The organism is Blautia sp. AF19-10LB (genome assembly GCF_003461245.1).
Classification (GTDB): Bacteria; Bacillota; Clostridia; order Lachnospirales; family Lachnospiraceae; genus Blautia_A; species Blautia_A intestinihominis.
In genome coordinates this window covers 1-19,957 of record NZ_QTWS01000022.1, presented here as the reverse complement: position 1 = coordinate 19,957, position 19,957 = coordinate 1, and the positions used below count along the sequence as shown (strand labels likewise).

General features: G+C 42.0%; 19 protein-coding genes. All 19 read left to right on the top strand.

The genetic code is table 11. The annotated features are described in order from the left end of the window. Positions 1-215: 215 nt before the first annotated feature. On the top strand, positions 216-1,472 hold the full coding sequence (locus DWX28_RS12475) for a S1C family serine protease (protein WP_118252871.1): 1,257 nt from the start codon (positions 216-218) through the stop codon (positions 1,470-1,472). Between the two features lie 15 nt (positions 1,473-1,487). Next, complete coding sequence (locus DWX28_RS12470) at positions 1,488-2,435, top strand: 3'-5' exoribonuclease YhaM family protein (RefSeq protein WP_118252870.1); 948 nt, start codon at positions 1,488-1,490, stop codon at positions 2,433-2,435. A gap of 4 nt (positions 2,436-2,439) precedes the next feature. Then, positions 2,440-3,807 carry a 23S rRNA (uracil(1939)-C(5))-methyltransferase RlmD gene (gene rlmD / locus DWX28_RS12465; protein WP_022215224.1) on the top strand — a complete coding sequence of 456 codons (1,368 nt, stop codon included), beginning with the start codon at positions 2,440-2,442 and terminating at the stop codon, positions 3,805-3,807. 285 nt (positions 3,808-4,092) lie between these two features. Next, complete coding sequence (locus DWX28_RS12460) at positions 4,093-4,560, top strand: DUF6075 family protein (RefSeq protein ID WP_096241087.1); 468 nt, start codon at positions 4,093-4,095, stop codon at positions 4,558-4,560. Then, on the top strand, positions 4,547-4,711 hold the full coding sequence (locus tag DWX28_RS19570) for a hypothetical protein (RefSeq protein ID WP_004612805.1): 165 nt from the start codon (positions 4,547-4,549) through the stop codon (positions 4,709-4,711). The genes DWX28_RS12460 and DWX28_RS19570 overlap by 14 nt, the downstream gene beginning before the upstream one ends. 15 nt (positions 4,712-4,726) lie before the next feature. Continuing rightward, positions 4,727-5,503, top strand: coding sequence for a ParA family protein (locus DWX28_RS12455; RefSeq protein ID WP_117440218.1), 777 nt, complete (start codon positions 4,727-4,729; stop codon positions 5,501-5,503). Continuing rightward, positions 5,496-6,401: a ParB/RepB/Spo0J family partition protein gene (locus DWX28_RS12450; RefSeq protein ID WP_002594290.1), complete on the top strand. Its 906-nt coding sequence runs from the start codon at positions 5,496-5,498 to the stop codon at positions 6,399-6,401. Before DWX28_RS12455 ends, DWX28_RS12450 begins: the two co-directional genes overlap by 8 nt. Then, positions 6,382-7,557, top strand: coding sequence for a DUF6017 domain-containing protein (locus tag DWX28_RS12445; RefSeq protein ID WP_117440219.1), 1,176 nt, complete (start codon positions 6,382-6,384; stop codon positions 7,555-7,557). The genes DWX28_RS12450 and DWX28_RS12445 overlap by 20 nt, the downstream gene beginning before the upstream one ends. A 6-nt stretch (positions 7,558-7,563) precedes the next feature. Beyond that, positions 7,564-7,893 (top strand): DUF6050 family protein, encoded by a 330-nt coding sequence (locus DWX28_RS12440; RefSeq protein WP_117440220.1) that lies wholly within the window; start codon positions 7,564-7,566, stop codon positions 7,891-7,893. Positions 7,894-8,003: 110 nt separating this feature from the next. Further along, positions 8,004-8,360: a helix-turn-helix domain-containing protein gene (locus tag DWX28_RS12435; RefSeq protein WP_117440221.1), complete on the top strand. Its 357-nt coding sequence runs from the start codon at positions 8,004-8,006 to the stop codon at positions 8,358-8,360. 114 nt (positions 8,361-8,474) lie between these two features. Then, a complete protein-coding gene (locus tag DWX28_RS19565; protein WP_015543441.1) occupies positions 8,475-8,624 on the top strand; it encodes a hypothetical protein in 150 nt (49 codons plus the stop codon). Positions 8,625-8,793: 169 nt separating this feature from the next. Beyond that, positions 8,794-9,444 carry a sigma factor-like helix-turn-helix DNA-binding protein gene (locus tag DWX28_RS12430; protein ID WP_117440222.1) on the top strand — a complete coding sequence of 217 codons (651 nt, stop codon included), beginning with the start codon at positions 8,794-8,796 and terminating at the stop codon, positions 9,442-9,444. Next, positions 9,434-9,856, top strand: coding sequence for an RNA polymerase sigma factor (locus tag DWX28_RS12425; RefSeq protein WP_117440223.1), 423 nt, complete (start codon positions 9,434-9,436; stop codon positions 9,854-9,856). The genes DWX28_RS12430 and DWX28_RS12425 overlap by 11 nt, the downstream gene beginning before the upstream one ends. A 504-nt stretch (positions 9,857-10,360) precedes the next feature. Next, positions 10,361-16,270, top strand: a complete 5,910-nt coding sequence (locus tag DWX28_RS12420; RefSeq protein WP_118252895.1) for a SpaA isopeptide-forming pilin-related protein — start codon at positions 10,361-10,363, stop codon at positions 16,268-16,270. A 70-nt stretch (positions 16,271-16,340) separates the two neighbouring features. Further along, positions 16,341-16,487, top strand: a complete 147-nt coding sequence (locus DWX28_RS19560; RefSeq protein WP_002594282.1) for a hypothetical protein — start codon at positions 16,341-16,343, stop codon at positions 16,485-16,487. Next, on the top strand, positions 16,468-16,986 hold the full coding sequence (locus tag DWX28_RS12415; protein ID WP_118252869.1) for a PcfB family protein: 519 nt from the start codon (positions 16,468-16,470) through the stop codon (positions 16,984-16,986). Before DWX28_RS19560 ends, DWX28_RS12415 begins: the two co-directional genes overlap by 20 nt. Next, complete coding sequence (locus DWX28_RS12410; RefSeq protein ID WP_117440225.1) at positions 16,983-18,920, top strand: VirD4-like conjugal transfer protein, CD1115 family; 1,938 nt, start codon at positions 16,983-16,985, stop codon at positions 18,918-18,920. Before DWX28_RS12415 ends, DWX28_RS12410 begins: the two co-directional genes overlap by 4 nt. Positions 18,921-19,067: 147 nt before the next feature. Then, positions 19,068-19,280 carry a Maff2 family mobile element protein gene (locus tag DWX28_RS12405; protein WP_005421639.1) on the top strand — a complete coding sequence of 71 codons (213 nt, stop codon included), beginning with the start codon at positions 19,068-19,070 and terminating at the stop codon, positions 19,278-19,280. 27 nt (positions 19,281-19,307) lie between these two features. Further along, the coding region (locus tag DWX28_RS12400) for a VirB6/TrbL-like conjugal transfer protein, CD1112 family (RefSeq protein WP_118252868.1) at positions 19,308-19,957 on the top strand (650 nt) is incomplete at its 3' end.

Sequence of the window (19,957 nt, the reverse complement as noted above, 5' to 3'; positions counted from 1 at the left end):
ATTTATAATAATTCTTTTATTCTTTTCTATTCTACATGATTTCCACTGGAATGAAAAGACAAATGTTCGATTTGTTATGAATGGGGCAGTAAAAATAAGGCATTATGACGGAAAAACATGATAAAAATTAGACGGATTTTATTCATAAAAAATTCATAACTTCCTGCTAAAATAAACACGAATTGTCAGGTTTGAATTATAGGAGAAAAAGCTATATGCGGAATGATAAGAAAGCATCTTCGGAGAATTATTCTTTTATAAAAGAGACGATCAAAGAGCAGCCGACGGACAGGAAACGACTGGCGGGGAAATTTCTGACGGCAGCAGTCTGCGGTGTGATCTTTGGCGCCTGTGCAGCGGGTACGATGGCACTGATCGTTCCGAAGGCACTGGAGAGATTTGGAACTGCCCCGGATCAGAAAGCAGTTGTCACTCTGACACCATCTGTAAAGGCAGAGCAGGTAACGCCGACACCGGAAGCAACAGAGCAGGAGAAAACATCGGCTTCCACCGCCTGGCAGAACGACCTGTCAGATGGAATGAGCCAGATCGCGGAGGAACCGCGCAGGGCACTTGTGCGGATATCGGCAGCAGGAGAGGATTCTGACCTTCTGGATGATTCCTTTCTGGAATACGGAGATGAGGAGGGATTTGTTTTTCTCAAAAATTCCGAAGCTTTTTATATATTGACAGTTTCAGACCAGATGCAGGAAGCAGATAAATTTACGGTCACATTTTCGGATGGAGCCGTGACCGATGGGATTCTGTGCAAGAAGGATCTCAGGACAGGATTTTTTGTGATAAAGGTCCCTTTTACGTCTGTGGATGAGGAGACGCAGGAGAAAATCCCGGCAGCGCCGCTGGTGGCAGCAGATGATATGAAGCAGACAGAGTCCGTTATTGCGATCGGCAGTCCGTCAGGTGATTATGATTCTCTTATGGGAGGAACGATAACGTCTGTGACAGGTACACTTAAGGTTGCTGATGAGGAGTATGGAATGCTCACGACAGATATGGTCGGCAGTGAGGAAGGCGGAGGGATTTTATTAAACTCTTCCGGTGAAGTTGCAGGAATCATCTGGAATCAGGAAGAAGACCGTACCAATGTGATCCGTGCGGTGGAGACAGCACAGCTTCGGCCGCTTCTTGAGAGCATGGCAAATGGAGAAGATATCTGTTACATAGGGATCATGGGAGCGACGATCTCATCCTACCAGTCTGAGAATCTGGATGTTCCGCGGGGCGTTTATGTGGATGCAGTGGATGAGGATTCTCCGGCAATGACAGCAGGGATCCAGAACGGAGACATCCTGCATGCCCTGGACGGGCAGGAAGTACAGTCGATGGAAGAATATGCGTCTGTACTCCAGGGGCTGAATAAGGGAACACGCACGACAGTCAATGTATACCGCAAGAATCCATTCGGCGAATACGAAGATGTACAACTGAAAGTTACAATAAAGGAAAAATAGAAAGGCAAGAGTATCATGCGTTTTATAAACGAATTACACGAAGGAGACAGACTCAACGGGATCTATCTCTGTAAACAGAAACAGGCAGCAACAACAAAGAACGGCAAACCATACGAAAACGTGATTCTTCAGGACAAGACAGGCATGCTGGACGGCAAAATCTGGGACCCGAATTCACTTGGGATCGATGATTTTGACGCACTGGATTATATTGAAGTTGTCGGAGATGTGACAACTTTTGCAGGTGCCATGCAGTTAAATATCAAGAGAGTCCGCAAGGCACATGAAGGAGAATACAACCCGGCAGATTATCTTCCAGTCAGCGAGAACAGCACAGACGATATGTACGGACAGATCATTGGCATGATCAAGAGCGTGAAGAACGAATACCTGTCCGCACTTCTGAATAAACTTTTTGTAGAAGACAAGGAATTCCTGAAATCTTTCCAGGAGCATTCCGCGGCAAAGACCGTGCATCATGGTTTTATCGGAGGACTGATGGAGCACACCTTAAGCGTTACAAAGCTCTGTGACTATATGGCAAATGCTTATCCGCTTCTCAAGAGAGACCTTCTGATCACAGCATCGCTGCTTCATGATGTCGGCAAGACAAAGGAACTTTCTTCCTTCCCGATGAATGATTATACAGATGAAGGACAGCTTCTGGGACATATCATCATCGGTGCCCAGATGGTGCATGATCTGGCAAAAGAGATCCCGGATTTCCCGGAAACACTGGAAAATCAGCTGGTACACTGCATCCTGGCACATCACGGCGAACTGGAATACGGTTCTCCGAAGAAACCGGCACTTGCAGAGGCAGTAGCACTGAATCTCGCAGACAACACAGATGCCCGCATGGAGACTCTGACAGAGATCTTTGCAGCGGACAAAGGCAAGAAAGAATGGCTTGGATACAACAGGCTTTTTGAATCAAATCTGAGAAGAACAGGAGACGTATGATTCCATGGAATATCGTAAAAATGACATTGTTACGTTAGAAATCGTGGACTGCGGAACAGACGGTGAAGGCATTGGCAAAGCTGATGGCTTCACTGTTTTTGTAAAGGACGCAGTGATTGGAGATATTGTTACAGCCAAGATCATGAAGGCAAAAAAGAACTACGGATACGGACGTCTGATGGAGATCCTGAAACCATCTCCATACCGCGTAGAGCCGGTGTGTCCGTCAGCCCGTCAGTGTGGCGGATGCCAGCTTCAGGCGGTATCTTATGAAGAACAGAAAGTTTTTAAAGAAAAGAAACTCCGCGGTCATCTGGAGCGGATCGGTGGATTCCGCGACCTTCCGATGGAGCCAATGATCGGTATGGACGAGCCTTATCATTATCGAAACAAGGCACAGTTCCCGGTTGGACGGAACAAAGAAGGCAGGATCATCACCGGATTTTATGCAGGACGCACCCATGCGATCATCGAGAACCGTGACTGTGCGCTGGGAATCCCGCAGAACAAGGAAATCCTGGATATTGTGATCGCGCATATGGAGAAGTATGGCATCGCTCCTTACGATGAGATGACAGGCAAGGGACTGGTGCGTCATATTTTTGTGCGTTATGGATTTTTTACAGGGGAGCTAATGGTCTGTCTGATCATCAATGGACAGGATCTTCCGCATCAGAAAGAACTGATCGAGAAATTGCGTGAGATCCCGGGAATGGCCAGCATTTCCTTGAACATCAACAAGAAACGAAGCAACGTGATCCTTGGAGACAAGGTCAAAACAATCTGGGGACAGGAATATATCACAGATAAGATCGGGGATATTTCTTACGAGATCTCACCGCTTTCTTTCTTCCAGGTAAACCCGAAACAGACCTGGAAACTGTATTCTAAGGCACTGGAATATGCAGACCTTCATGGAGAAGAGACCGTCTGGGATCTGTACTGCGGAATCGGAACGATCTCCCTTTTCCTCGCTCAGCAAGCCAAATTCGTCCGAGGCGTAGAAATCGTCCCGGCAGCGATCGATGATGCAAAACGAAATGCACAGATCAACAATATTGAAAACGTGGAATTCTTCGTCGGAAAAGCAGAAGAAGTCCTGCCGAGAGAATACGAGAAAAACGGTGTCTACGCAGACGTGATCGTAGTCGACCCGCCACGCAAAGGCTGCGATGAAATGCTGCTCAAGACCATCCTCAAGATGCAGCCAAAACGTGTCGTCTACGTAAGCTGCGACAGCGCGACACTCGCGCGGGATCTGAGATTTTTGTGCGATAATGGATATGAGTTGAAGAAAGTATGTGGGGTAGATCAATTCCCTCAGACGGTGCATGTGGAAACTGTGGTGGGACTACAAAGGAAAGATATCTAGAAATCCTTGAATTTACGCACTTTGTAGAGTTTTTCAGTTTCAACAAAATCGGTGAAAATCACAAGGAAAAGTTGCTTGTGCAGAGAGTCACCGTTGTGGTTGCCTTAGACCTCGGTACGGGGAACACAAAAAATCCTGAATATGAAAGTGAATAGTGGACTATCAGATATTTGATAGATTATAGGGATACTTGTTAAAAGCGGGTGTCCCTATTTTTTATGGGGCATTCCAGAAATGGAGTGTCTTTTTATACCAAAATATTAAAAATTCAGGAGGAAAATGAAAATGACAAACACAGCGTTAAGAGCAGAGAATAGCAATTCTCGCACAATTACTTTCAAGAGCAGGGAACACGAAAAATTTTATGAGGAATATCTGAAAAAATGCAGATATCAGGATGTCTACCATCGGGCTTTGGTTTATTGCCTGGGTATCGACAGAGACACAAGAAATAATGTGAATAAAATCTATAATTTTAAAACTGGATGTGTAAAAACGGAATGCCTGCTGGAAGGATGGCAGACTAGTGGAAGTTTACGGATTGTCCGTATGGCATTTAACCTTTACTGTAATGGAACACCAAGTGTCGGAGATTATGAGGCAGAGGAAGATCAGTTAAAAGAGTGTCAGTATTATACCGTAGAAGATCTGTTTTGCTGCGGATATGCCCGGTATTTTTGGGAAGCCATTAAAATCCGTTATCCAGAGTATTGTTTTTACAAAGACTGGGAGGATATGTATGCTGAAAATTAGATTACAGGGTACTTTAAAGGATATTCAATGGTTTCGTCGTATTTTGGAAAAGCATAAAGAATTGGATGTCCTGGAAGTATCTGATGCTTATGCAAATAAAGGAACAAGTAAATATTTTCGTGTTTATGTAGAAGTAGAAGAAAAACAGTAAATCGGAGGAAAGTATATGTGTAAAGTAATTGCTATTGCAAATCAGAAGGGCGGAGTAGCCAAAACAACGACAACCATCAATCTGGGAGCCGGACTGACAAAGAATGGGAAAAAAGTAGTGCTGGTAGATGCAGATCCACAGGGACATCTGACAATGGGACTGGGATTTCCCAAAAATCTCAAAGTGACTTTAAAGAGTATGATGGAAAATATCATCATGGGACTGGAGTTTGATCCAAAGGAAGCAGTCTTGCACCATGAAGAAGGGATGGATCTGATTCCGTCCAATAAATTGCTTGCCGGAATGGATATGTCCTTATTTACTGTTGAGGATAGGGAAAAAGTACTGAAAGAGTATCTGGAACTGCTGAAGGATGAATATGATTATATTCTGATTGACTGTATGCCATCATTGGGGATGCTGACAATCAATGCATTAAGTGCAGCGGACAGTGTTCTGATACCGGTACAGCCACAATATTATGCGGCGGATGGACTTATGGAATTACTGAAAGTGGTAAAAGGAATCCATCAGAGATTTAATCCAGATTTACAGATAGAAGGCATTTTATTCACAATGGATAATTGCCGTTACAATAATGCCAAGAGAAACAAACAGGCAATCAAAACTACATACGGAAGTGACATTAAGATTTTTGAGCAGACGATTCCGAGAACAGAAAGCCTTGCAGAAACAGCATCGGAGGGTGTAAGTATCTTTGCCTATGATGGAAAAAGCAAGGGGGCAGACAGCTATCTGGAACTGGTTCAGGAGGTGTTGAAACATGCGTAGACCGAAAAAAGATATTCAGCTTACCTCTTATGATGAATTACTGGGATTAGAGGAAACACCGGAAAAGAGTATGAACCAGGTTGTGGAAATAGATCTGGCAAAGCTTTATCCCTTTAAAAATCATCCGTTCCATGTAAATGATGATGAAAAAATGGCAGAAACCGTAGAGAGCATTAAAACATACGGTGTTTTGACTCCTGCGCTGGTAAGACCTCGACCAGATGGCGGATATGAGATGATTTCCGGGCATAGAAGAAAAAGAGGCTGTGAACTGTGTGGAAAGACTACATTGCCAGCTCTTGTCCGAAATTATACGGATGATGAAGCGGTCATTATTATGGTCGATTCCAACATTCAGCGTGAAAATCTACTGCCAAGTGAGAAAGCTCATGCCTATAAGATGAAATATGATGCAATGAAGCATCAGGGAAGTAAAGGTGAGAAATATACAGCAGATATGGTTGGGGAAGCTGCCGGGGACAGTGGGAGAACCGTACAGAGGTATATCCGTCTGGCGGCATTATCAGATGCTTTGCTGGAATATGTGGACAATAATAAAATTCCTATGATTGTGGGAGAAAAGCTGTCTTATCTGAAGCCAGAGGAACAGGGGTGGCTTCTGGAAGTGATTACCAACAGCAGCATTTTTCCGACAAAACAACAGGCAGAACAGTTAAAAGAATGCAGTGCAAATGGAAAATTAAACCAGAGTTATATCTATGCTGTTTTATTAAAAAAGGAAAGCAGTAAGATCAATGTGACGATTCCGGCAAAGAAAATTGGAAATTATTTTCCGGAGACATATTCTAAAGAACAGATAGAAGAAGTCATTTTTATGCTTTTGGATAAATGGAAAGAAAACAAAGAAGGAGTAGCAGATGCAGAAGATACAGTTTGATTATTTTACGGGGATGGAAGCGGAACAATACAGCTTTTATCGTGTCCCTAAAGTGCTGTTTACCGAACCATGCTTTAAAACTCTTTCTTGTGAAGCAAAGGTATTATACGGTCTGATGCTAGACCGTATGAGCCTGAGCATTAAGAACAGATGGCTGGATTCAGAGGACAGAGTATACATTATTTTCACTGTGGAAGAAATTGCAGAGTTGATGAACTGCGGAACTCAAAAGGCAGTGAAACTGGTAAAAGAGCTGGACAGCAGTAATGGGATTGGATTGATAGAGAAGAAACGTCTGGGACTGGGAAAACCGAATGTTATTTATGTGAAAAATTTTATGATCAGAGAGGTTCCAGATCAAAAGCCGACAGGTAATTGTGCAGATCTGCAATCTGAGCAGGAAGATCATAAAAAAATTGCAGATTTGCAATCGAAACAGAAAAGACATGAGGAATGTGCAGATTTGCAACAAGAAGCAGAAAACAAGGGGAAAACAGGCATTTCTCTGAATTGTGAAAATCATCATTCAGGAGTAGTGAAAACCACAATTCAGGATTATGGGGAATCACAATTCCAGAATAGTGAAAATCACAATTCAAGAATGGTGGAAACCACAAATCCAGAATTTCCAGAATCACAATTCCAAAATAGTGAAAATCATCATTCCGGAATAGTGGAAATCACAAATCCAGAATGCCCGAAATCACAATCTAATAATACTGATATTAACAAGACTGATATTAATGAAACTGAGATAAATCAATCTTATCCAATCACATCAGATAATTTCCAAAAGAAAAAAGATGTGATGGAGGAGATGAGAGCATATCGTGAAGTGATCCATGAAAACATTGATTATCAATATCATGCAAAGGAAGATGTAGATGAACTGGTAGAACTGATAGTTGAAGTTATGATGATGCCGGAGGACAGTATGATTCGCATTGCAGGAGTAGAAAAACCAGTTGCTTTGGTAAAAAGCAGGTTTATGAAACTGAATTATTCGCATATCGAATATGTGCTGTTCTGTCTGAACCGGAATACGACCAAGGTTGGGAATATTAAAGCGTATCTTCTGACCGCCCTGTATAATGCCCCGGCAACGATAAACAGTTATTATCAGGCAGAAGTTAATCACGATATGTATGGAGGATAAGGGAACATGAAGAAGATGATTAAAAAAGTGATAGCACCAGTGCTGGTGATTACGGTATTGTTTGCAGTATTAAGACCGTTTTGTATCCAGGATGGGAAGTGCAATTATTTCTTGCTGTTACTCCTGATGGGGATACCGTTTGGAATAGGAAAAATGTGTGTCTGGATGGTTCCAAGAGGTTTTGACCTCGGAGGAATGCTGGCAGTATGGATGATGAATTTTCTGATTGGAGGATTGATCGGAAGCATCGTTCTTCTGGCAATGATTGGACAGGCGATCATTTATCTCTGCGTTTTTCTGATTACAGGGATACATAAAATACCGAGAATAAAATGAAATAGATTTTTTGAAAAGCAGCTAAGACAAAAATTAGCTGCTTTTTTTCGGGAAACTTTGCGACACAATGGCGTAAAGTTGGGACAAATTGCAGGAAAGGAGACACCGTATTGAGCAATCGTGCAATTTCCACAGAACTTATTGAATTGGGAGAACGGATCAGAAAACGCAGACAGGAAATGAAGTTGTCACAGGAATCTTTTGCGGAAAAAGCAGGTATCAGTGTCAATACGGTCAGCAGGATTGAAGGTGGGCAAACGGCAATGTCTGTTGAGATTTTCAGGAAGATAATTGAGATATTGGAAACGGATGCCAATCTCCTGCTGGGAAAAGAGGGAGGCGGTACAGAGAAGCAGGAATCAGTTCAGGAAGTGCTTTGCCGTATTCAGAAGATGGAATGGAAAGAGCAGAAAATTATCATGCAGACCATAGATTCTCTGATAGACAGTTTTAATGAGTACAGGTGAAATTTCACCATATATGGGGTGCAAAATAAAAAAACTCCCCATATATGCTAAGGATAATAGAATCCTGTGTTGTTAAAATGGAAAACAGAGAGATAAAGAAGGGAGATAGGATGGATGACAAGGGAAGAAAATTTGCTTTATCGGAGGCAGTGTCCTTATGATGCAATGGGAGACTATTCTGTTTTGATGGAAAATGAAAAGAACATAAAAGCAGAAAGAAATGCCAAGAAGTCTGATCCTGGCATCAGACGGAAAATAAAGTAGAGAATATTGTAACTATTAGAAAGGGCAGTAAGAAAGTTTCAGGCTCTCGTTAAAAAAAACGGGTGTACCGGAAGCTGTTTTTTACTGCCCTTTTTGTCAGTTGATCAGTAAGAATCCTATCCTTTCTGCCGATGGGCACCTGTTGCCAGCAGGCAGAAAGGTGGTAATTATGCTGACGTTGCAGGAATTGAAACAGGTTGTAAGTAACAGGGAAGAAAGAAGAAAGGTTCCGTCCGCTAAATATTTAAGAGAAAACGATGTAGCAGTTGCGAAGCAGAGGTTGATGGATTGTGCGGAAATTATCGCATATCAGACCGGATATGTTCTCTATTGTGTGGGGGACTATGCAACGGTTTTTCCGCTATTTACCTGTCGAGATTATGTGTATGAAGCAGAAAGAAAAATAGCAGTTGTTGAGGAGAATTTTTTTGATGATCAACCCTGGTATGTAAGGCTGATATTAGAAGGCGAAGACCGGCTGTGGAGAAACAGGGAAACACGAGAACATAATAATTGCATTTCGTATAGCTGTATTTCCGAAGAATGGTGTGAATTGGCAGATAAAGGACAATGTCTGCTTGAAAGAATCATTGCAGAGGAAACAGTCAGGGAGTTGATGAATCTGCTGACAGAGAGACAGAGACAGATGATCCATCGTATTTATTTTCAGCAGAAAACACAAAAAGAAGTCTCGCATGAACTGGGTATTACAGTTCCGGCAGTATCAAAGTGTATTTCACAGGCAATGCAGAAAATGCGGAATAATTCGGATGACTCTGCCAGAACATTGAAAAAAGGAGACTGGAAGTATGCCTGGTAAAAAGCCAAAAGAAAGACAACGCTATATGTTGCGTATAAATGATACATTTGTGGAAGTTACCAGGGCAGTATATCTGGCCTGGTATCAGGCTGGAAGAAAAGAGCGATATCAGGTTGAAAAAATGCAGAGGCATGGGGTATGCAGCATGGAGGAATTACAGGAAAAAGGCTATGACTGCTCTTTTTCGGTAGTATCACCGGAAGAAATCGTTATCAGATTGTCAGAAATACAGGAACTGGAAAAAGCTCTGGGATATTTGACTAAAGAGGATGCGGAACTGATAACGCTATTGTTTTTTGAAGAATTTACAGTAAAAGAAACAGCACAGTATTTTGGGTGCTGCCCAAAGACGATTAGAAACCGGAGGAAGAAAGTATTGGAGAAATTAAAAGAACAACTGGAAAACACATAAAACAATGTTGAAATAAAAATATCTAAAAAATTTTTCAAACAGGTTAATTTTTGCCCTTTCACACATGCAGTTAGTGAAGGGGCAAATGTCTATTTGCAATTCAAGAAGATAAAACCCCTTAAAAATTGCACCTTGACAATTTCATACCAGCAGCGAGAGGATACCCGGAATTTTTCAGCTACGCATTTTTGCGGCGGGAATCCGGTGAAAACGTGAAGGGATACAGATGGGAGGCACCCTTTGCAGGAACTATTACGAATTACCTCTTGCGGCTTAATGCTTGATCCTGAACTTTACCTGAGTGTCATTCCTGTTTTACAGGATGACAGCAGATACCATGTGGCGGTGTTTCAAAAAAGGCACTGCCATATGAATGTGCTGTTATCAGAGTTATTTCTGTATCAGCAATAAGATGTGGGAGGTGGTTCCAATGATTGAATAATGCAGGTGTGAGCCTGTATGAAAACAGAGCAGATAATAGAAGAAAGAGAGGATTCAGTCAAAATGAAAATGAGATTCAAAAGATTCTTGTCCGGATTTATGGCAGTCGCAACACTGGCTTCTGTCATTATTCAGCCAGTAGCAGTTTCGGCTTCTGAATTAGAACCGGAAGAAATACCATTTGAACAACAGTATGCAGAATTAAAAGACGTTCAAGATTCCCTTGATCCGGATGAAATCGTAAAGGCAAATGATATTGAACTTTCTTACGGGCAGGAATTTGATGTAGAAGTTGATCTGTCTGGAATCGAAGGTGTAGATGAAAGCAAAATCAAGATTTTATTTTATGAAGCAAAGAATGAAACTGGTACAGATTTTGACACACATACACCGGATACTTACAAGGCTGTCTATGCAGTAGAACCAGTCAGCGGTCATCCTGCTTATAGAATCAGCAGAAATATTACAGTGAAAGAACCGGAAACAGAAGTGCAGTCAGAGCGTTCTTCGGACAGTACAGTGAATGTTGAGGATGATACTGGGGATACGGAGCAGAGCGAGGAGGATTCGGAGTCGCACCGGGAAACACAAAATTCTGAAAGCACAGCAGATTTGGAATCTGAATTAACCGTTTCAGAAGTACTGGAACAGGCAGAGAGTAATGGCATTAATCTGTATGCAATGGAAGCCGGAGAAACAGTAACCTTTATGGCTGCGGCAGGCAATGCCAGAAGTTCACAGCAGGTTTCTGTGACCAGAGGAGCAGAATACCGATATGCAGATTACGGATATGGAACATATCTGACTTACCAGTATACTGTAAAATTTGGAAATGTATCTGCCACAGCATATTGTGTGCAGCCATCTAAACCAGGGCCTGGAAGTGGAACCTATACGATCAATAAAGTTGGTGATGGGAAAGCACTTGCGAAAGTGTGCTATTACGGTACAAAGGCTTCCGGTGATGATGGATTTTTTACAGAGGAAAACGGATACGGCAATTTAAGTGCAGGAGCCAGATTTATTCTGGTACACCTGGCAGCATCTTATGCAAATGGAAGTGGGGATGCTTTTTCAGGTGCAAACAGTACAGCACAGAATCTGGCAATGAAACTCTATAATTACTGTATTTCACAGCCGGAAATTCCAGATGTGGCAATGTCCTTTTCGGATGCAGATGTAAAAGCCTATGTGGATGGTAACAGTCAGAGAACAAAGGATATTACATTTAATGCGGATGCGTTACAGACCATTACCATGAAACTTCCGGCAGGTGTACAGCTTCATAACCTGACAACAGATAAAACAAGTAAAGCCGGAGAAAGCGTAGAAATTTGTGGTGGTACAAAGTTTTATCTGTCTGCACCATTAACACAGGTGAGTGATGTGGCAGGAAGCTGGTCTGCAACCATGAAAGGAAGCATTACCAAAGATTATTCAGCTTATAAGATTTCAACAGGTTCCGGAAACCAGGATCTGGCTCTGGTATTTGGTGAAGGCGTTGATGATGAGAAATATGTAGATTTTAAAGTATCCTGGGTACAGCAGGCAAGTGTTAAGGTGATCAAGAAAGATGCCAAGTCAGACGCAAAGTTGTCTGGTGCTGTGTTTGGATTATACAGTGATGTAGAATGCAAAAAACTGATCACACAGTTACCTGCGACGGATGAAAACGGTGAAGCGTCCGTACAGATCACTAAGACACAGGATACTGTATATCTGAAAGAGATTACAGCTCCAAGCGGATACCGTATCAATGCAACAGCTTACAATGTGAAACTGGAAGTCAGCAAGACCACAACCGTTACCGTTCCAGATGAAGAACAGATGGGACAGCTTACCGTTTATAAAGAAGGTGAGGTTCTGGTTGGTGCAGATGTAACAGAAAATGGAACAACATTTAAGTATGAGAAACGCAGACAGAGTGGTGCTGTTTATGATGTGTATGCTGGAGCAGATATTAAAACTGCTTATGGTACAAAAGTTTACAGTAAGGGTGATCTGGTAAAAGAGAATCTGACAACAGATACAAACGGAGCTACCGTTCTTAAAAATCTGTGTCTTGGTACATATATCGTAAAAGAGAAACAGGCTCCGACAGGATTCTATAATGCCGGAGAGGAAAAGACAGTAACATTATCCTATGCAGGACAGAATGTGGATATTGTTTTCTCTGAGACAACCTTTACCAATGACAGACAGAAAGTAGAAGTAATGGTAACAAAACAGGATGAAGATACAGAAAATCCTCTGGATGGAGGAATCTTTGGACTTTATGCTGCAAGTGACATTATCAACGTGGATGGAACTGTTATTGTAAAGAAAGGGACACTGATCCAGAAAGCGACAACAGGAGCAGACGGAACAGCAAAGTTTACAGCAGACCTGCCACTTGGATTTTCTTATGATGTGAAGGAAGTGCAGGCTCCAGCGGGGTATGTGAGAAACACAGACGATGTTTATACGTTTACTTTTTCTTATACAAATGATAAGGAAGCAAAACAGACATTCAAGCATACATTCAAAAATAAGCATGTGACAGCTAAGATTTCTCTGCAGAAGCAGGATAAAGAAACCAAAAAAGCAGTTCCACAGGGGGATGCCACTCTGGAAAAAGCAGTTTATGGACTGTATGCTCGTGAGGATATTGTGCATCCGGACGGTGCTACTGGTGTGATCTATAAAGCAGGAGAACAGGTTGCCACTCTTACCACAGATAAGAATGGACAGGCTTCTGTGAATGGATTATATCTTGGCAATTATTATGTGAAAGAGATCACTCCTCCAACCGGTTATCTGGCAGATGAGGAAGAACATGATCTGGTCTGCAATTATGAGGGAGACCTTGTAGCAGAAGTAAATCGTGACTGTCTGTCTCTGGAGCAGGTGATGAAACAGCCATTCCAGATTATCAAAGCAGCAAACAATGGAAAAACCGACGCAGACTTACTGAAAGGTGCAGGATTTACTGCTTATCTGGCATCCTCCCTGAAAGTAAAAGAGGATGGAAGCTATGATTTTGATTCTGCAAAACCGGTAGTGATCGGAGAAAATGGTGCAACAGAAATCTTTACAGATGAAAAAGGTTATGCCTGCAGTATTGCGATTCCTTATGGAACTTATATTGTGCGTGAAACCACAACACCTCATAATTACACTCCGGTAGATGATTTTACAGTGCGTATCACTGAGAACAACCCGAACCAGCCACAGACATGGAGAGTACTTCTGGATGACGAGTTTGAAGCGAAACTGAAAATCATCAAACAGGATGATGAGACGAAAAAGGCAGTGCTTCAGAAGAATACAGAGTTCAAGATTTTCAACATGGACACTGAGAAATATGTGGAGCAGGTAACAACTTATCCGACTACGGTAAAACATAAATCCTATTTTACAGATGAGCAGGGATATTTGATTCTTCCGCAGAATCTTAAAATCGGACATTATCGCATTGAGGAAGTAAATGCACCTTATGGATATACTTTGAATGAAAATTACTATGAGGTAACAGTAGATTCCAATACTGCATACCAGATGGACGGAACTTCCGGGGATGTGATCATTGAAGCAGTTTATGAGAACCATCCTGTTAAGGGTGAACTGACTATCGTGAAAAAGGGCGAAGTTCTGGACGGATTCAAGGATGATTTTGCATATCAGACAGAAAATCTGGAAGGGGCAGAGTTTGAGATTTACGCTGCCGAGGACATCTATACTGCAGATTTCCAGAAAGATGATAATGGAAACCGTATTCTGGAATATGCTGCTGGAACACTGGTAAAAACGGTTACAACGGATAAAGATGGGAAAGCGGTCCTGAAAAATCTGCCGCTTGGAAGTTATAAGATTGTTGAAAAGACAGCACCGGATGGCTTTGTTTTAAACAGTGAAGCACAGATCATTACTTTTTCTTACAAAGATCAGGAAACACCAGTCATTGAACAGACAGCTATCTTTGAAAATGACCGTCAGAAAGTAGAAATTTCTGTGGTAAAACAGGATGCTGATACAGAAGCAGCCGTTGCAGGAGCAGAGTTTGGACTTTATGCAAAGAATGATATGAAAGCTCATGGAGCTGTAATTGTAAAAGCAGACACACTGCTTGGAAAAGCTGTTTCCGGAGAAGATGGAAAGGCTGTATTTACACAGAATCTTCCATTTGGTGAATATTATATCAAAGAACTTGCAGCACCAGATGGTTATGTATCTTCTGATGAAGTTCTGGAAGTAAAAGCAGAATATCAGGGACAGGATGTTAAGGTAGTACAGTTATCTTCTGTATTTAAGAACCAGCCTACAAAGGTTGTAGTTTCCAAGTCTGATTTAACTACTGGCGTGGAATTGTCAGGTGCGACACTTACTGTTCTGGACAAAGATGGAAATGCAGTTGATACATGGAAATCTGTAAAAGGCGAACAGCATCTGATTGAACGACTTACCGTAGGGGAAACCTATACTCTCAGAGAAGAGATGGCTCCTTATGGATACCTCAAAGCAGAAGAAATCACCTTTACGATTGAGGATACCGGGGAAATCCAGAAAGTTGAAATGAAAGATGATGTGCCGACAGGAACGATTATCATCAATAAAAATGGAGAATTTCTGGATAAAGTAACTGCACTGGATTCCGTTGGAGGATGGATCAAACATTTATTCCAGTATGTAACAGGCAGTCTGAAAGATGTTACTTTTGAAGTTTATGCTTTAGAAGATGTGAAGTCTGCTGACGAAGAAAGTGAAGATTATTATAAAAAAGATGAACTGGTGGCAACCATTACAACGGACGATACTGGTATTGCAAAGGTATCGGGACTTCCGCTGGGTAAATACTATGTAAAAGAAAAAGCTACAGTGGACGGTTTTGTACTGGATGATGAAGCGAGAGAGATTGATCTGACATACCGGGATCAGGATACTGCAGAAGTTACTTATTCTGCTGACTGGCAGAATAACCGCCAGAAAGCAGAAGTGGAAGTTGTGAAAAAAGAGAAAGATTCTGATCGTGTACTGGAAGGGGCGGTATTTGCCCTCTGTGCCAAGGATGATATTACAGGAGCAGACGGAAAAGTAATTCTGAAAGCAGATACTATGATCGAGGAACTGGCAACAGACAAAGAAGGCAAGCTGACTTTTACAGCAGATTTACCGATTGGTTTTGCGTATTATATCAAAGAAACATCACCGGCATCTGGATTTGCAACAACAGATGAAACACAGGAGTTCACGTTTGAGTATGGAGGTGCAGAAAAGGAAAAAATATCTTATGCTTTTACCTTTGAGGACGAGCCGACTGTAATCAAAATTACCAAGACTTCCCTGACAGACGGAAAAGAACTGGAAGGAGCCAAGTTACAGGTAACTGATGAAAGCGGTAAAGTTGTAGATTCCTGGACTTCCGGTAAAGACGCTCATATCATCAAAGAGCTGGTAGTCGGACAGAAATATACTCTGACAGAAACAAAACCGGCAGATGGTTATGTGACAGCAGAAAGCATCACGTTTACCGTTGAAGATACTGCAAAGCCACAGAAAATCGAAATGAAAGATGATGTGACTAAGGTAGAAATCTCTAAAACAGATATTTCCGGTAAGGAACTGCCAGGAGCAAAACTGACTATTCTTGACAAAGACGGTAAGACAGTAGAGAGCTGGACTTCTGAGGAAAAACCACATTACATAGAAATGCTTCCGATTGGGGAGTATACACTTCGTGAAGAGTCTGCCCCTGATGGATATCTGGTCGCTGAAGATGTGAAATTTACAGTCGAGGATACCGGGGAGATCCAGAAAGTAGTGATGAAAGATGAGGTAAAACCGGAAGAAACACCAACGCCGGAAACACCGTCTACACAGGTAACAGATACACCGAAAACCGGAGATGATACACACATGCTGATTTGGATTCTGCTTGCGATTGCAGGTATGGCAGGCAGTGTATCAGCAGTCTGGATTGCGAAAAAAAGAAAATAAAAGTTAATGGAGGGGCATTTATGGGCAGCAAAGTCATAGATGCCCTTTTGAATGATGAAAGGGGTATAAAATGAGAACGTTATTGATTATTGCAGGGATTCTTCTGGTATTAGCAGTCAACTTTGTTCTGTACTGCTGTATCCGGGTAGGAGCAAAGGAAGACCGTCTGTTGGAAAACCATAGAAAGGAACAGATTGATGCAGGAAGAAGTGAATGAAAAAACAGTGTCCCTGTGTATCACTGGCGGAAAAGTGACAGTTCGCTTATTGAAACAGGCAATGATGCGTTTTCTGGTAGCAATAGAGAAAGAAAAAGCAGAGAAAGCAAGAAAACAGCAGGTAAAAGAACCGCCAGATAAAGATTATCATGGGAAGCAGAGTTTAAAGAAGCTGGCACAGCAGAATGTTCAGCTTTCCAACATTGAGATTACGGATAACAACATTAAGGCTTTTGAAAAAGTGGCAAAAAAATATGGCATTGATTTTAGTATGAAACGTGATAAGTCCGAAGATCCACCCCGATATTTCGTTTTCTTCAAGGCAAGGGATGTGGATGTGATGACAGCGGCATTCCGGGAATTTACCGGAAAGACGCTGAATAAAACAAAGAAACCGTCTGTCCGTAAGAAATTACAGCAGGCAATCGCAGCCCGCAGCCAGGATAAACAGAGAGAACGGGAAAAATCGAAAGAAAAACAGAAGGAGCCGACCTTATGAGTGGGATAAAAAATATAAAGAAAAAACTGAAAGGATTTCAGGTGCGTCCCCCGAATGCAGAAGTGATAAAAAAGGTTCTGTTGCATATTCCGTATATGGTTGTATTTTATGTGGTAAATAAATGCACCTGGCTGTATCAGTATTGCAGGGGCAGTACAGTAGTGGACAGGCTGATGGTTCTCCTTATGAACTATCCGTTAGCGTTTAAAAAGTTACTGCCAAGTATACAACCGAAAAGTCTGGTTGCGGGAACTATTGCTGCAGTCAGTGTGTGGGCAGTGGTGTATTTTAAGGGAAAAAATGGAAAGAAGTTTCGCCAGGGTGAAGAATATGGTTCTGCCAGATGGGGAAATGAAAAGGATATAGCTCCTTTTATTGATCCGGTCTTTGAGAATAATATCCTATTGACGCAGACAGAACGATTAACCATGAATAGCAGACCAAAGAAACCAAAGTATGCCAGAAACAAGAATGTCATCGTAATAGGTGGTTCCGGAAGCGGTAAGACCAGATTTTATGTAAAACCACAGCTTATGCAGATGCCGGATAATGTGAGCTTTGTGGTCACCGATCCCAAGGGGACAATTATCGTAGAATGTGGTAAGATGTTAGCACGAGGGACACCGAAGAAAGATAAAAATGGGAAAATCCTGCGTGATAAAAATGGCAGAGTGGTAATGGCTCCTTACAAAATCAAGGTGCTGAATACCATCAACTTTGCCAAAAGTATGCACTATAATCCGTTTCATTACATTCGTTCGGAAAAAGATATTCTGAAACTGGTAAATACGATCATGGTAAATACCAAAGGAGAGGGAGAAAAATCTTCCGAGGATTTCTGGACAAAAGCGGAACGTCTGCTGTATTGTGCTTTGATTGGTTATATCTACTATGAAGCACCGGAGGAAGAACAGAATTTTTCAACCCTGCTGGAATTTATCAATGCCAGTGAAACCAGGGAAGAAGATGAAGAGTTTAAAAATGCAGTGGATCTGTTATTTGAGGAGCTGGAAAGAGACGAGCCGAATCATTTTGCAGTAAGGCAGTATAAAAAATACAAGCTGGCTGCAGGAAAGACAGCAAAAAGTATTTTAATCAGTTGTGGTGCCAGACTCGCACCCTTTGATATTGCGGAACTGCGGGAGCTTATGTCTTATGATGAGATGGAGCTGGATATGATCGGAGATCAAAGAACTGCATTGTTTATTGTAATTTCTGATACGGATGATACTTTTAACTTTGTGGTCGCTATGATGTACAGTCAGCTTTTCAATCTGTTATGTGACAGAGCCGATGATGTTCATCATGGAAGACTGCCCTATCATGTGAGAATCCTCTGTGACGAGTTCGCAAATATCGGTCAGATTCCGAAGTTCGATAAGCTGATCGCAACGATCCGAAGCAGAGAGATTTCTGCATCCATTATTTTACAGTCACAATCACAGCTCAAGACCATTTACAAGGATGCAGCGGAAACTATCACAGGCAACTGCGATACCATGCTGTTTCTTGGTGGAAAAGAAAGTACCACTCTGAAAGAAATTTCGGAGACACTTGGAAAGGAAACCATTGATTTATATAACACTTCTGATACAAGAGGACAGAGCAGGTCTTATGGTCTGAACTATCAGAAAACAGGAAAAGAATTGATGAGCCGGGATGAACTGGCAGTCATGGACGGTAACAAGTGTATTTTACAGCTTCGTGGTGTCCGTCCGTTTTACAGTGATAAATTTGACATTACAAAACATAAACGGTATAAGCAGTTATCCGATTATGATAAAAAGAATGAGTTTCATGTGGAAGAATACATGAAACATCAGATGGAAGTCCGGTTAAATCCGGAAGAAGCGTTCGACCTTTATGTGTATGAAGGCAGTGAACTGGAAAAACAATCAAATAGTGAAAATGAAGGCACAGAGCATGTAACGTAAAACATACATAGCTCTTTTTTTTATGCCCTTTTGGGAGGTAGCGATATGCGTAAGCATGAAAGACCGCCCATCAGGGCGGAACCCTCCGAGTAGTAACCGTTAAAAAATCACAATGAAAACAGCAGTTACGAAAGGAGAACATAGATTATGGCGTTTTTTACATCCGCAATTAATATTTTACAGACTCTGGTTGTTGCAATCGGAGCTGGTCTGGCAGTTTGGGGAGTTATCAATCTCCTGGAAGGATATGGAAATGACAATCCCGGAGCCAAGTCACAGGGAATCAAGCAGCTTATGGCAGGTGGAGGTGTCGTTCTGATCGGTACACAGCTTGTACCATTACTGGCGAATTTGTTTTAGCCGGGGCAGTAGGAAAGGAGAACACGCATGGATAAGATTTTTGAGTCCATAGAAGAATGGATGCGTAACCTCCTTACAGGCATGGTCAGCTCAAACCTGACGAACATGTTTACCGATGTGAATGAAAAAACCGGTGACATCGCAAGTCAGGTTGGGCAAACGCCCCAGGGCTGGAACAGCAGTATTTTCAGCTTGATCCAAAATCTGTCGGATTCTGTGATCGTACCGATTGCCGGAATGATCATAACTTTTGTGTTGTGCTATGAGCTGATTTCCATGCTCACCGAAAAGAATAACATGCATGATATAGATACATGGATGTTTTTCAAATATTTTTTCAAGATGTGGATAGCAGTCTGGTTCGTAAGCAATGCTTTTACGATCACAATGGCGATTTTTGATGTTGGACAGAATGTAGTGAACCGGGCGGCAGGTGTTATCAACCAGCAGACGGCAATCAATATTGATTCGGTAATTACCTCGATGGAGACAGCAATGGAATCAATGGAAATAGGAGAGCTGATTATACTGGCACTGGAAACGCTCCTGGCGAGTCTGTGCCTAAAGGTTATATCCGTTTTTATAACGGTTATTTTATATGGCCGTATGATAGAAATTTATCGCGCGTCCAGAAGCGCCGCTTTTCATCCAAAGGCGGTGTGCGGGCATTTTGGGAA